Raw genomic sequence first — 12,841 nt, forward strand, 5'->3', positions numbered from 1 at the left:
ATTTTTACTAAAGAAAGAAATGAGTGAAAGATTATGATAGTATCCATTATTTCTCAGGGAATGGTCTGGGCGATTTTAGGTTTGGGAATCTTTATGACTTTTCGAATTTTGAATTTCCCTGATATGACTACTGAAGGTTCTTTTCCTCTTGGGGGAGCAGTCGCTGTAACCTTGATAACACAGGGAGTCAATCCGTTTTTGGCGACCTTAGCTGCAGTAGGAGCAGGTTGTCTAGCTGGAATGGCGACAGGTCTCTTATATACCAAAGGAAAAATTCCAACCCTCTTATCAGGGATTTTAGTCATGACTTCCTGCCATTCCATCATGCTGATGATTATGGGACGTGCCAACTTGGGGCTTCTTGGGACTAAGCAAATTCAGGATGTTTTGCCTTTTGATTCGGATCTCAATCAACTCCTGACTGGATTAATCTTTGTAGCTCTTGTAATTGGTCTCATGCTCTTTTTCCTTGATACCAAACTAGGTCAGGCCTACATCGCTACAGGTGACAATCCCGATATGGCTCGTAGCTTTGGTATCAATACGGGACGTATGGAACTCTTGGGTTTGGTTCTCTCAAATGGGATTATCGCGCTTGCAGGAGCCTTAATTGCTCAACAAGAAGGATACGCGGATGTTTCTCGAGGAATTGGCGTGATTGTCGTAGGGCTTGCTAGCTTGATTATTGGTGAGGTTTTGTTCAAGAGTTTGACCCTGGCAGAGCGACTCATGACCATTGTCGTGGGATCTATTGCTTATCAGTTTCTCGTCTGGGGAGTGATTGCTCTTGGGTTTAATACAAGTTATCTTCGTTTGTATAGCGCCTTGATTTTGGCAGTTTGCCTTATGATTCCAACCTTCAAAAGCAAATACCTGAAAGGAGTCAAGTTTAGCAAATGACAGCAATTGTAGAATTAAAAAATGCCACCAAAGTCATCACGAATGGCTTTGATGAGGAAAAAATCATTCTGAATGATGTTTCTCTTGAAATTTTTGAACATGATTTCATTACCATCCTAGGTGGAAATGGAGCTGGGAAGTCAACTCTTTTTAACACTATTGCAGGTACCCTACCTCTAACAAGTGGAAGTATCCGTATCATGGGCGAGGATGTAACGCATTTTTCACCTGAAAAGCGGGCTAAGTACTTGTCTCGTGTCTTTCAGGATCCTAAGATGAGTACGGCTCCACGTATGACGGTAGCGGAAAATCTCTTGATTGCCAAGTTTCGTGGTGAGAAGAGAGGACTTCTTCCTAGAAGACTATCAAGCCATAGAGAAGAGTTTCAGGCTACCATTGAAAAGGTTGGAAATGGTCTTGAAAAACATCTGGATACTCCTATTGAATTTCTATCAGGTGGTCAACGTCAGGCCCTAAGTCTTTTGATGGCAACATTAAAGCGACCAGAGTTGCTCTTGTTAGATGAACACACAGCAGCACTCGACCCCAAGACCAGCGTGGCTTTAATGGCACTAACGGATGAATTTGTCACAAAAGATAAGCTGACTGCCCTCATGATTACCCACCATATGGAGGATGCGTTGAAGTATGGAAACCGTCTCATCGTTATGAAAGAAGGACGTATCATTCAAGATTTGAACAAAGAAGAAAAAGCAAAAATGAAGATTTCAGACTACTATCAATTATTTGAGTAAAGTAGAGAGTTGTTCATAAAAAATAGTGAAGAAAAACTTAGAAACATGGAAGTGTTTCTGAGTTTTTTATCTCCTCTTTCTATCTAGAAAAATAAGGCAAAGAGAATTACGGAAAGCGTATGAAATGGTTTACTTTTTTTCAGAAATAAGCTATACTAGTTTACGTGAAACTATGATAAGATGGAGGTATTGTGTATGGTTGACAAGCAAGTCATTGAAGAAATCAAAAACAATGCCAACATTGTGGAAGTCATAGGTGACGTGATTTCTTTACAAAAAGCTGGACGGAACTATTTAGGGCTCTGTCCTTTTCATGGTGAAAAGACCCCCTCTTTCAACGTCGTTGAAGACAAGCAGTTTTATCACTGTTTCGGCTGTGGGCGCTCAGGAGATGTTTTTAAGTTCATCGAAGAATACCAAGGTGTGTCCTTTATGGAAGCCGTTCAGCTCATAGGTGAGCGCGTCGGTATTCAACTAGCCATGCCTATCCAGTCTCGTCCTCAACAGCTTTCTCCTCATCAAGCTCTATATGATATGCATGAAGAAGCTGCACGCTTTTACCATGCCATCCTCATGACGACCAAGATGGGAGAAGAAGCAAGGGCTTATCTCTACAAACGTGGATTGACGGATGATGTTCTGAAGCACTTCCAGATTGGACTAGCTCCAGCCGAGAGAAACTATCTTTACCAACGTTTATCTGGCAAGTTTGAGGAAAAGGATTTATTGGATTCGGGCTTGTTTTATCTGTCAGATGGCAATCAGTTTTATGATACTTTTTTCGGACGTATTGTCTTTCCTTTGACCAATGATAAGGGACAGGTCATTGCCTTTTCAGGTCGTATTTGGCAAGAAACAGATAATCAGACTGCCAAGTACAAAAATAGTCGTTCGACTGCAATTTTTAATAAGAGTTACGAATTGTATCATTTGGACAAGGCAAAAAAGGGAACAGGTAAGATCACAGAGCTCTATCTGATGGAAGGCTTCATGGATGTTATCGCGGCCTACCGCGCTGGTATAGAAAATGCTGTAGCTTCCATGGGAACAGCCTTAAGCAAGGAGCATGTTGACCACCTCAAACGCTTCACCAAAAAGATTGTTCTCAGCTATGATGGCGACAAGGCAGGGCAGGCAGCAACAGCCAAGGCACTAGAGGAGTTAAAAGACTTTTCAGTGGAAGTTGTCCGAGTACCTGATGCCATGGACCCAGATGAGTATTTACAAAAGAATTCTGCTGAAGACCTGGCTTACCTTTTAACCAAGACTCGGATTAGTCCCATAGAGTTCTATATTCACCAGCTCAAGCCGGAAAATAGTGATAACTTGCAGGCGCAAATTGAGTTCATTGAAAAGATTGCACCCCTAATCGCTAAAGAAAAGTCTATCACTGCCCAGAATTCTTATATCCACATTTTGGCGGACAATCTACCTTCTTTTGATTACCAACAGGTGGAGCAGATTGTAAATGAAAGTCGGATTGTTCAAAGGCAGGAAAGAGTCAAAGAGGAGCAACCTTCAGCAGCGATTAATTTACCTGTAACGCGACAACTGACGGCAGTCATGAGAGCAGAGGCTCATCTCCTCTATAGGATGGCTGAGAATCCAGTTGTTCTAAATGACTACCGATTAAGAGAAGATTTTTTCTTTGATACCCCAGAATTTCAGATTCTTTACGAATTATTAAGTGAGCAGGGAGAAATCGGCTCAGAGGAGCTTTCTCATCAGACGCCTGAGGTTGAAAATGCTTGGTACCACGTGCTTAGCTTGGATTTGCCAGCTGAGATGTCGCCTCAAGAGCTAATGGAAGTCGAAGCGACTCGAAACCGTGCTCTCCTCAGCAAGGACAACTTACGAATTAAAAAGAAAGTGCAGGAGGCTAGTCATGTAGGAGATACAGACACAGCCTTGGAAGAATTGCAACGATTGATTTCCCAAAAGAGAAGAATGGAGTAATAATGGCAAAAAAACAAAAAGAAGTAACCACATTTGATGTGCAAGTAGCAGACTTTATCCGTAACCACAAAAAAACAGGAACAGCAACAGACGACGAAATCAATTCAAGTCTGGTTATTCCTTTTACCCTGGATGCAGACGGCATTGAAGACCTTTTGCAACGGATTCAGGATGCTGGAATTTCTATCACAGATAACGAAGGAAATCCAAGTGCGCGTGTTCTTAGTGCAGAAGAAGAGCCTGAACTCAGTGATGAGGATTTGATTGGTTCAACTTCTGCTAAGGTTAATGACCCTGTCCGTATGTATTTGAAGGAAATTGGGGTTGTTCCTCTCTTGACCAACGAAGAAGAAAAAGAATTGGCTTTAGCTGTTGAAGCTGGTGATATTGAAGCCAAACAGCGTCTTGCAGAAGCCAACCTTCGTTTGGTAGTTTCGATTGCTAAGCGATACGTAGGTCGTGGTATGCAGTTTCTTGATTTGATTCAAGAAGGAAATATGGGCTTGATGAAGGCCGTGGACAAGTTTGACTATTCAAAAGGTTTTAAGTTTTCTACTTATGCAACTTGGTGGATTCGTCAGGCGATCACTCGTGCCATTGCTGATCAGGCTCGTACCATTCGTATTCCTGTTCACATGGTTGAAACGATTAACAAGCTTGTCCGTGAACAGCGGAATCTTCTTCAAGAATTGGGTCAAGATCCAACACCTGAACAAATCGCTGAGAAAATGGATATGACACCTGACAAGGTGCGTGAAATCTTGAAAATCGCCCAAGAGCCAGTATCACTTGAAACACCGATTGGAGAAGAGGACGATAGCCATCTTGGGGACTTTATCGAAGACGAAGTGATTGAAAATCCAGTAGACTACACAACTCGAATCGTTTTGCGTGAGCAGTTGGATGAGGTTTTGGATACTCTCACAGACCGTGAAGAAAACGTCTTGCGCTTGCGCTTCGGGCTCGATGATGGGAAAATGCGTACTCTTGAAGATGTTGGTAAAGTCTTTAACGTGACTCGTGAACGTATCCGTCAGATCGAGGCCAAGGCTTTGAGAAAACTACGTCAACCAAGTCGCAGCAAACCGCTTCGTGATTTTATTGAAGATTAGAGTGAGGATGAACATGGCTTATACAAAAGAGCAAATTGAAACGATCAAAACACGCATTTTAAACGCCTTGGAAGAAGTAATTGATCCTGAGTTGGGGATTGATATTGTCAACCTAGGTTTGATTTATGAAATTCGATTTGATGGTGAAACTGGTCACACTGAAATTGATATGACCTTGACAACTATGGGCTGCCCACTGGCTGATCTTTTGACAGACCAAATACACGATGCGATGACAGATGTGCCTGAGGTAACTAATACCGAAGTTAAATTGGTCTGGTATCCAGCTTGGACGGTTGAAAAAATGAGCCGATACGCGCGTATCGCCCTAGGAATTAAATAAAGACTAAAAAAATGAGAGAGACGATTGGAAAATAGGGTAAATTTATCCTTTTTCCTATGGTCTCTTCTTTCTTTTGCTGATTTTCTGGAAATAAAATGGTATAATGAAAGGTATGGAAAACGAAAAATTGCGTATTAATATGCTAAGTTCAAGTGAAAAAGTAGCTGGTCAAGGAGTGTCAGGAGCTTATCGAGAATTGGTTAGTCTCCTTCACCGCGATGCCAAAGACCTGTTGATTGTTACAGAGAATCTTCCTGTAGAAGCGGATGTAACTCACTTTCATACAATTGATTTCTCCTATTATTTATCTACTTTCCAAAAGAAACGCTCTGGGAGAAAAATTGGCTATGTGCATTTTTTGCCTGATACGCTTGAGGGGAGTTTGAAGATTCCATTTTTCCTAAAAGGAATTGTCAAACGCTATGTTTTTTCCTTTTATAACCGAATGGAACACTTGGTGGTGGTCAATCCCATGTTTATCGAGGATTTAGTGGCTGCTGGTATTCCGCGTGAAAAAGTAACTTATATTCCAAACTTTGTAAACAAAGAAAAATGGCATCCATTACCAGCTGAACAAGTTGTACAACTCCGGAAGGAAATGGATCTCGCGGAAGATCAGTTTGTCGTAATCGGTGCGGGTCAGGTTCAGAAACGTAAAGGAATTGATGATTTTATTCGTCTTGCTGAGCAATTGCCAGAAATTACCTTTATCTGGGCAGGTGGTTTTTCATTTGGTGGGATGACAGATGGTTATGAACGCTACAAGAAGATTATGGATGATCCACCAAAAAATCTTATTTTCCCTGGAATTGTGTCACCGGAACGGATGCGAGAACTTTACGCTATGGCGGATCTATTCTTGCTACCAAGTTACAATGAATTATTCCCTATGACCATCTTAGAGGCCGCTAGTTGCGAAGCTCCGATTATGTTGAGGGACTTGGATCTGTATAAGGTTATTCTTGATGGGAATTATCGTGCTACAAGTGATGTTTCAGAGATGAGAGAAGCTATTCTCGAATACAAAGATCATCCTGAAAAGTTGAAAGACTTGAAAGAAAAAGCTCGCGAAATTTCCAAAGAGTACTCTGAGGAGCATTTGTTGGAAATCTGGTTAAAATTTTATCGAGAACAGGCTGCGTTGGGCAAAAAGTGAGGTAATTTATGCGAATTGGTTTATTTACAGACACTTATTTTCCTCAGGTTTCCGGAGTTGCGACCAGTATTCGGACCTTGAAGACAGAGCTTGAAAAGCAAGGACATGCAGTTTTTATTTTTACAACAACAGATAAAGATGTGAATCGATATGAGGATTGGCAAATTATTCGCATTCCGAGTGTCCCTTTCTTTGCATTTAAGGATCGACGATTTGCCTACAGAGGTTTTACAAAGGCGCTTGAAATTGCCAAGCAGTATCAACTCGACATCATTCATACCCAGACAGAATTTTCACTTGGTTTGTTAGGGATTTGGATTGCTAGAGAATTGAAAATTCCAGTTATTCATACCTATCATACCCAGTATGAAGACTATGTGCATTACATTGCTAAGGGTATGCTAATTCGTCCGAGTATGGTAAAATATTTGGTACGAGGTTTCCTTCATGATGTAGATGGCGTTATTTGCCCTAGTGAGATTGTTCGTGACCTTTTATCTAAATACAAAGTCAAGGTTGAAAAGCGTGTCATCCCAACTGGTATTGAGTTGGCTAAGTTTGAACGACCTGAGATAAAAGAGGAAAACTTACAAGAGCTTCGTTCGAAGTTAGGTATTCAGGAAGGCGAGAAAATGCTGCTGAGCCTTTCGCGTATCTCCTTTGAGAAGAATATCCAAGCAGTACTAAATGCCTTTGCTGAGGTAGTGAAAGAAGAAGATAAGGTGAAGTTGGTTGTTGCTGGAGACGGACCTTATCTGGACAGTCTGAAAGAGCAAGCAGAGAATTTAAACATACAAAAATATGTAATTTTTACTGGTATGATTGCTCCAAGTGAGACAGCCTTGTACTATAAAGCAGCTGATTTCTTCATTTCTGCCTCTACGAGTGAAACTCAGGGCTTAACCTATCTAGAAAGTCTAGCCAGTGGAACTCCTGTTATCGCTCATGGTAATCCCTATCTTGAAAATCTGATCAATGATAAAATGTTTGGGACCCTCTACTATGGAGAACGAGAGCTTGCAGGAGCTATCCTTGAAGCCTTGATCGCTACTCCTGATATGTCAGAACAAAAGTTGGCGGATAAGTTGTACGAGATTTCGGCTGAAAATTTTGGGAAACGAGTTCATGAGTTTTACCTTGATGCCATTATCTCAAATAACTTTGAACATGAGTTACATGATGGTCAACCTGTCAGTCAACGCTTCTTAAAAACGATTCTCTATCTACCTCAACAGGCTGTTACAAGCCCGGTAAAAGAATCCAAGCGTATTTTAAGAGCGTCTCGAAAACAATTGTCTAGCATCAGAGATTATTGGATTGACGAATTCAAATAATAGAATAAGAGAAAGAAATAATGAAAAAATTAATGAGAAGCGGGAAAGATCAAAAGATTGGTGGAGTATGCGCAGGAGTTGCTCATTATTTTGATATTGATCCAACAATTGTTCGTGTCATTTGGGCTGTTCTTGCATTTTGTTATGGGACAGGAGTCCTTGCTTATATCATTTCATGGTTGATTGCACCAGTTTCAACAGAATATTAAATTAGAATTATATAGAAAAAGGAGAAGTTATGGCTTTTGGAGATAACGGAAAACGTAAAAAAACATTGTTTGAAAAGGTGACACTTGTTATCGTGCTCATCATGTTGTTTGTTACCCTTGCTGGTATCTTTGCAACTGCGCTTGGAGCTTTTAGTAGATTCTAAGCAAGCTACGAGGATAGAAAAAATAACTAATGACTGGGTTCTCCCCAGCCTTTTTAAAGCGAGAAGAAAATATGAGTATGTTTTTAGATACAGCCAAGATTAAGGTCAAGGCTGGTAATGGTGGCGATGGCATGGTTGCCTTTCGCCGTGAAAAATATGTCCCGAATGGCGGTCCTTGGGGGGGTGATGGTGGACGTGGAGGTAACGTTGTTTTTGTGGTAGACGAAGGCTTACGTACCTTGATGGATTTCCGCTATAACCGTCATTTCAAGGCTGATTCCGGTGAAAAAGGGATGACCAAAGGAATGCACGGACGTGGTGCAGAAGATCTTCGTGTTCGGGTACCCCAAGGGACTACTGTACGTGATGCGGAAACAGGAAAAGTCATTACAGACTTGATTGAACATGGTCAAGAATTTATCGTGGCTCATGGCGGTCGTGGCGGTCGTGGAAATATCCGTTTTGCAACGCCAAAAAATCCTGCACCTGAAATCTCTGAGAACGGAGAACCAGGTCAAGAACGTGAGTTGCAACTGGAATTGAAGATTCTAGCGGATGTCGGCTTGGTCGGTTTCCCATCTGTCGGCAAGTCAACTTTGCTTAGTGTCATCACTTCAGCTAAGCCAAAAATCGGTGCTTACCACTTTACGACCATTGTCCCTAATTTAGGTATGGTTCGTACGCAGTCAGGTGAGTCCTTTGCTGTTGCAGACCTTCCAGGTTTGATTGAAGGGGCTAGTCAAGGTGTTGGTCTTGGAACCCAGTTTCTCCGTCATATAGAACGTACTCGAGTTATCCTCCATGTCATTGATATGTCGGCTAGTGAAGGACGTGATCCTTATGAGGACTACCTTGCTATCAATAAGGAATTAGAATCTTATAACCTTCGTCTCATGGAACGTCCGCAGATCATCGTGGCTAACAAGATGGACATGCCTGAAAGTCAGGAAAATCTTAAAACTTTCAAGGAAAAGTTGGCAGCAAACTACGACGAGTTTGAGGAACTTCCAGCCATCTTCCCAATTTCTGGTCTGACCAAGCAAGGGTTGGCGACTCTTTTGGATGCCACAGCCGAGTTGTTAGACAAGACTCCAGAATTCCCGATTTATGATGAATCCGATATGGAAGAAGAGGCTTACTATGGCTTTGACGAGGAAGAAAAAGCCTTTGAGATTAGTCGTGATGATGATGCGACATGGGTACTTTCTGGTGAGAAACTCATGAAACTCTTTAACATGACCAACTTTGACCGTGACGAATCGGTCATGAAGTTTGCCCGTCAGCTTCGTGGTATGGGGGTTGACGAAGCCCTTCGTGCGCGTGGAGCTAAGGATGGAGACTTGGTAAGAATCGGCAAGTTTGAGTTTGAATTTGTAGACTAGGAGATTGATATGGGAGATAAACCGATATCATTCCGAGATGCAGATGGAAATTTTGTTTCTGCAGCAGATGTGTGGAATGAAAAGAAACTAGAAGAATTGTTTAATCGTCTCAATCCTAAACGCACTCTTCGATTGGCACGTACAAAGAAAGAAGAAACACAGTCAAAGAAATAAAAAATTCCCGTGATCTTTTGATCACGGGATTTATTTTATTCACTAAAGAAAAATGGTGGTGCATATTTTTTAAGACTTTCAAAACAAGCTTGAGCTTTTGTAGCATCTTCACAGATAATCATGCAGACATCGTCACCACAAAGGGTTGCAACGACATCTGGGAAGTCTAAGGAATCAATTACAGATCCAAACGATTGGGCTAAACCGGGTAAAGTTTTCAAAATAACTTGGTGTTGCACAGGACGCAACATAACAAGAGCGTCTTCCATATAGTTTTCAAGACGTTTTTCCCATTTGGAGATAGATCCTGTATTTAGCACATAGTAAGAATTATCATCTTCGCGAACTTTTGAAAGGTTCATGGTTTTGATATCGCGTGATAAGGTAGCCTGAGTAACTTGGATATCATTTTCCGCTAACAAGGCTTGTAATTCAGCTTGAGTATGGATTTTGTTTTTTGAAACGAGGGCGCGGATAAGTTGGTGTCTGTGTTCTGATTTGTTCATAAAGTAAATACTCCTTTTACAAGGTACAGTAGCGTGGACTGAACGATAACGTCAGTCGGGTGGTAGGCGGTATTGTCACGTATGATGATGTCAAAGTCAGTAGGATAAAGAACTAGATGGAGAGATTCTCCTTTTTTTAACTTGTCACTAGTTTCGTGCAGATAAACTGGGTAGCAATCCGTTCATCTACATTGATGTTCTTTAATGACAGTGAATCATTCAATTTGGGTAGCATTTTGTCACGACTTGTTGTGAATTCACTCTAAATGTTAATTCACAGAGATTTCCAACATGTGGTCTAGTAGCGTATATGATAAATGGTTACACATATTGGTTAGAGGGAGTATCTTTTGTCCAAATTCTGTCTAGAGGCTTCTAAAAAACTCTTATTTGAACTGAATTTGATACGAAGTTTATGTTTGATTCGACTGTTCAAGTGGAAAGCCTTGGTTATAGGAAGTTCAATGGTCAAATTCATTGACTTTTCCTTTGAATACTTCCATATTGAAAGTCTGGTACATTATACCTTTTGACAAGGTAGGATAAGACTAGACTGTGGTAAATCAACAGTCAACTGATAGTCTGTATTATCTCGAATTGTAATCTCAAAGTCTGTTGTGTAGAGAACCAAACGGAGAGTATCTCCTTCTTTAAGTTTGTAGATAGTTGGTTGAAGCTCTAGCTTGAAGTCCATCCATTCATTTGGTTGGATTTCTTCGATTGTCAAGAGATCATCTCGGTTTTGAAGATTAAGGTAGCCTTTGGTGAGGACACGTTGGGCACTTGGGTTGAATGGTAGTTCACAGAGATTTTCTAACATGTGGTAACGACCATTATCAATGGTTCTAGCACTTAAAACAGCTGGATAAGGCTGTAGATATTTCTTTTGTCCAATTTCTAACAGTTGGGCTGATAATAGGCCCTTGTTCGTACTCGATTTGACACGAAGTTTCAGCTCCACTCGCCCATTTAAGTGAATGTCTTGACTTACTGGAAGGTCAATGGTAATCTGATTAGCTTTTCCTTGGTAAAGTTCAGTATTAAAGGTCTGGTAAGTCTTGCCATAACGCTCAAGATCTTCTTGTTCATACTGGTTCTGAATCACTTTTTCTTCAGTTCCAAGAGAGAAGGTATGCAGTTCATCTTGCTTGCCAAAGTCATCAAGACCTTGCCATCTTTGCGGTTCGGTATTGTCCTGCCAGATAACAGTCGGAAGTTGATAGTCTGTTGCAAGTCCTAACAATTTCTTACTTAACAAGGCATTCATGGACTCTCGGAAGTCAATCGACTGCCAGTTGTTCATATAGACATGGGCACCATGATGGAAAAAGAGGTGCTTATTGATATGGCTAGGAAGGGCATGAAACATCTGGTAAACATGAAGAGGTTTGACGTTCCAATCCTGAGAACCATGTGTAAAGACGACCTCAGCTTGAACCTTGTGAGCATTGCGCAGATAGTTGCGGTCATGCCAAAACTGATTGTAGTCACCAGTCTTGCGATCGAGTTTCTCTTTAACCTTCTCTAAGTCAGCTTGATGAGCTTTATTGCCACGAATATAATCACCAGCTTGGAGGTTGCGGGAGTAGGTCAATTCAGCAAGTGAGTCAAAATCCTCACCTGGGTAACCACCTGGACTGGTCACTAGACCATTTTCCCGATAGTAGTTGTACCAAGAGGAAATACCTGCTTCTGCGATGATGACTTCTAAGCCATCAACACCAGTGGTGGCGAGACCATTGGACATGGTACCTAGATAAGAGATTCCTGTTGTTGCGACTTTGCCGTTTGACCAGTCAGCCTTGACTTGACGTTTGCGCGTGTGGTCCGTGAAAGCACGACAACGACCATTGAGCCAATCAATGACATTTTTATAAGCTTCAATCTGCTGGTAGTCCCCATTGGTCATGAGACCTTGCGAATCCCTGGTACCAATACCCGATGCATAGAGATTGGCAAATCCACGTGGGAGGAAGTAGTCGTTGAGGGTATATGAGCTATTGATATGAGCTAACTTTTCTTCAGCTTCTGCGACGACTTCTGATTGACCATGAGGTTCGACTAAATTCAGCTTAGGTTCCTCAAGTTCAATGGTGTGTGGCGGTTTGACTTTAAGCTCTCCCTCCATTTTGTAGAGAGCTTTGTCACTGGCTTTGTCGTTGGTCCCTTGGTGATAAGGGCTGGCAGTCATAAGAGCAGGTACTTGACCGTCGTAACGTGGGCGAATAACGCTGACTTTGACTAAATCAGGGAGACCGTCTTTATCAGTATCCACACGGCTCTCGACATAGACTACTTCACGAATGACATCATGAGTAGAGAAGGTTGCCAAGCTCTTACCGTTAAAGTAGTGATAGCGATTATCTTCTGAAATGAGTCCATCACTAACAAGCTGATCGATGAGCGTATTTCCTTTTTTCGTTCGCGTATTGAGTAACTGATGAAGATTTTCAATGAGATCTCCATAAACAATAGGAAAACCAGTTTCTTTACGGAACCGTTCGGCATCCTCAAAGTCAACAAGATAGCTAAATCCTAAAAGTTGAAAAACTACGGTGTAAAAAATATCAGCTGTCAGCTCTTTATCAGACTGAAAAAAGGTCAGTAGATCCGTTTCTCTATCTGCAGCTATGGTAGATAGAGCGTAATCGGTATTAGTATAATTGAAGAAACTCCAACGGATGAAGTCTTCAAATTGCTTTTTTAAGGGCAGTTGAGGTGACAATTCCAGACCAAGACTTGCTAGTTCATCTAATTGTTGAGAACTAGTGGTCGGAAGATAGCTAAATTGATTAAAACGCATGCTTCTCTCCTTTGAAAACAGACTGAATTTATTATATCAAAAAATAG

At 41.4% G+C, this 12,841-nt stretch carries 13 protein-coding genes; 11 read left to right on the forward strand and 2 right to left on the reverse strand.

The window, feature by feature from the left end:
• Window positions 1–33 precede the first annotated feature (33 nt).
• The 11 genes from ACLV7H_RS04595 (at window position 34) to ACLV7H_RS04645 (ending at window position 9,485) form a co-directional block, all read left to right on the forward strand.
• Window positions 34–900: an ABC transporter permease gene (locus ACLV7H_RS04595; RefSeq protein ID WP_411866491.1), complete on the forward strand. Its 867-nt coding sequence runs from the start codon at window positions 34–36 to the stop codon at window positions 898–900.
• A complete protein-coding gene (locus ACLV7H_RS04600; RefSeq protein ID WP_411866492.1) occupies window positions 897–1,655 on the forward strand; it encodes an ABC transporter ATP-binding protein in 759 nt (252 codons plus the stop codon). The genes ACLV7H_RS04595 and ACLV7H_RS04600 overlap by 4 nt, the downstream gene beginning before the upstream one ends.
• A gap of 195 nt (window positions 1,656–1,850) precedes the next feature.
• Window positions 1,851–3,611 carry a DNA primase gene (gene dnaG / locus ACLV7H_RS04605; protein ID WP_411866493.1) on the forward strand — a complete coding sequence of 587 codons (1,761 nt, stop codon included), beginning with the start codon at window positions 1,851–1,853 and terminating at the stop codon, window positions 3,609–3,611.
• Between the two features lie 2 nt (window positions 3,612–3,613).
• On the forward strand, window positions 3,614–4,723 hold the full coding sequence (rpoD, locus tag ACLV7H_RS04610) for an RNA polymerase sigma factor RpoD (RefSeq protein ID WP_045591562.1): 1,110 nt from the start codon (window positions 3,614–3,616) through the stop codon (window positions 4,721–4,723).
• A 13-nt stretch (window positions 4,724–4,736) separates the two neighbouring features.
• Window positions 4,737–5,066: a metal-sulfur cluster assembly factor gene (locus ACLV7H_RS04615; protein WP_045591663.1), complete on the forward strand. Its 330-nt coding sequence runs from the start codon at window positions 4,737–4,739 to the stop codon at window positions 5,064–5,066.
• Window positions 5,067–5,178: 112 nt separating this feature from the next.
• Window positions 5,179–6,222, forward strand: a complete 1,044-nt coding sequence (locus ACLV7H_RS04620) for a glycosyltransferase family 4 protein (protein ID WP_411866494.1) — start codon at window positions 5,179–5,181, stop codon at window positions 6,220–6,222.
• An 8-nt stretch (window positions 6,223–6,230) separates the two neighbouring features.
• The gene (locus ACLV7H_RS04625) at window positions 6,231–7,556 is read left to right on the forward strand and encodes a glycosyltransferase family 4 protein (protein ID WP_411866495.1); all 1,326 of its coding nucleotides are present in this window, start codon (window positions 6,231–6,233) and stop codon (window positions 7,554–7,556) included.
• Between the two features lie 32 nt (window positions 7,557–7,588).
• Window positions 7,589–7,765: a PspC domain-containing protein gene (locus tag ACLV7H_RS04630; protein ID WP_411866496.1), complete on the forward strand. Its 177-nt coding sequence runs from the start codon at window positions 7,589–7,591 to the stop codon at window positions 7,763–7,765.
• 29 nt (window positions 7,766–7,794) lie between these two features.
• Window positions 7,795–7,929, forward strand: coding sequence for a DUF4044 domain-containing protein (locus tag ACLV7H_RS04635; protein ID WP_045591560.1), 135 nt, complete (start codon window positions 7,795–7,797; stop codon window positions 7,927–7,929).
• A 71-nt stretch (window positions 7,930–8,000) separates the two neighbouring features.
• A complete protein-coding gene (obgE, locus tag ACLV7H_RS04640; RefSeq protein ID WP_000061637.1) occupies window positions 8,001–9,311 on the forward strand; it encodes a GTPase ObgE in 1,311 nt (436 codons plus the stop codon).
• 9 nt (window positions 9,312–9,320) lie between these two features.
• Complete coding sequence (locus ACLV7H_RS04645; RefSeq protein WP_045591556.1) at window positions 9,321–9,485, forward strand: hypothetical protein; 165 nt, start codon at window positions 9,321–9,323, stop codon at window positions 9,483–9,485.
• Between the two features lie 35 nt (window positions 9,486–9,520).
• Here the strand turns inward: ACLV7H_RS04645 and ACLV7H_RS04650 are convergent, their stop codons facing one another.
• Both ACLV7H_RS04650 and ACLV7H_RS04655 read right to left on the reverse strand, forming a co-directional pair.
• Window positions 9,521–9,991, reverse strand: coding sequence for an arginine repressor (locus tag ACLV7H_RS04650; protein WP_045591554.1), 471 nt, complete (start codon window positions 9,989–9,991; stop codon window positions 9,521–9,523).
• A 520-nt stretch (window positions 9,992–10,511) separates the two neighbouring features.
• Window positions 10,512–12,794, reverse strand: coding sequence for a Xaa-Pro dipeptidyl-peptidase (locus tag ACLV7H_RS04655; protein WP_411866497.1), 2,283 nt, complete (start codon window positions 12,792–12,794; stop codon window positions 10,512–10,514).
• Window positions 12,795–12,841 lie beyond the last annotated feature (47 nt).

Source organism: Streptococcus oralis, assembly GCF_965111685.1.
Taxonomy (GTDB): Bacteria; Bacillota; Bacilli; order Lactobacillales; family Streptococcaceae; genus Streptococcus; species Streptococcus oralis_B.

What these genes read in the sequence shown, in the direction of transcription:
- obgE (WP_000061637.1), top strand. Translation starts at nt 8,001, where the DNA reads ATGAGTATGTTTTTAGATACAGCCAAGATTAAGGTCAAGGCTGGTAAT.
- rpoD (WP_045591562.1), top strand. Translation starts at nt 3,614, where the DNA reads ATGGCAAAAAAACAAAAAGAAGTAACCACATTTGATGTGCAAGTAGCA.
- ACLV7H_RS04595 (WP_411866491.1), top strand. Translation starts at nt 34, where the DNA reads ATGATAGTATCCATTATTTCTCAGGGAATGGTCTGGGCGATTTTAGGT.
- ACLV7H_RS04620 (WP_411866494.1), top strand. Translation starts at nt 5,179, where the DNA reads ATGGAAAACGAAAAATTGCGTATTAATATGCTAAGTTCAAGTGAAAAA.
- ACLV7H_RS04625 (WP_411866495.1), top strand. Translation starts at nt 6,231, where the DNA reads ATGCGAATTGGTTTATTTACAGACACTTATTTTCCTCAGGTTTCCGGA.
- ACLV7H_RS04615 (WP_045591663.1), top strand. Translation starts at nt 4,737, where the DNA reads ATGGCTTATACAAAAGAGCAAATTGAAACGATCAAAACACGCATTTTA.
- ACLV7H_RS04645 (WP_045591556.1), top strand. Translation starts at nt 9,321, where the DNA reads ATGGGAGATAAACCGATATCATTCCGAGATGCAGATGGAAATTTTGTT.
- dnaG (WP_411866493.1), top strand. Translation starts at nt 1,851, where the DNA reads ATGGTTGACAAGCAAGTCATTGAAGAAATCAAAAACAATGCCAACATT.
- ACLV7H_RS04655 (WP_411866497.1), bottom strand. Translation starts at nt 12,794, where the DNA reads ATGCGTTTTAATCAATTTAGCTATCTTCCGACCACTAGTTCTCAACAA.
- ACLV7H_RS04630 (WP_411866496.1), top strand. Translation starts at nt 7,589, where the DNA reads ATGAGAAGCGGGAAAGATCAAAAGATTGGTGGAGTATGCGCAGGAGTT.
- ACLV7H_RS04635 (WP_045591560.1), top strand. Translation starts at nt 7,795, where the DNA reads ATGGCTTTTGGAGATAACGGAAAACGTAAAAAAACATTGTTTGAAAAG.
- ACLV7H_RS04600 (WP_411866492.1), top strand. Translation starts at nt 897, where the DNA reads ATGACAGCAATTGTAGAATTAAAAAATGCCACCAAAGTCATCACGAAT.
- ACLV7H_RS04650 (WP_045591554.1), bottom strand. Translation starts at nt 9,991, where the DNA reads ATGAACAAATCAGAACACAGACACCAACTTATCCGCGCCCTCGTTTCA.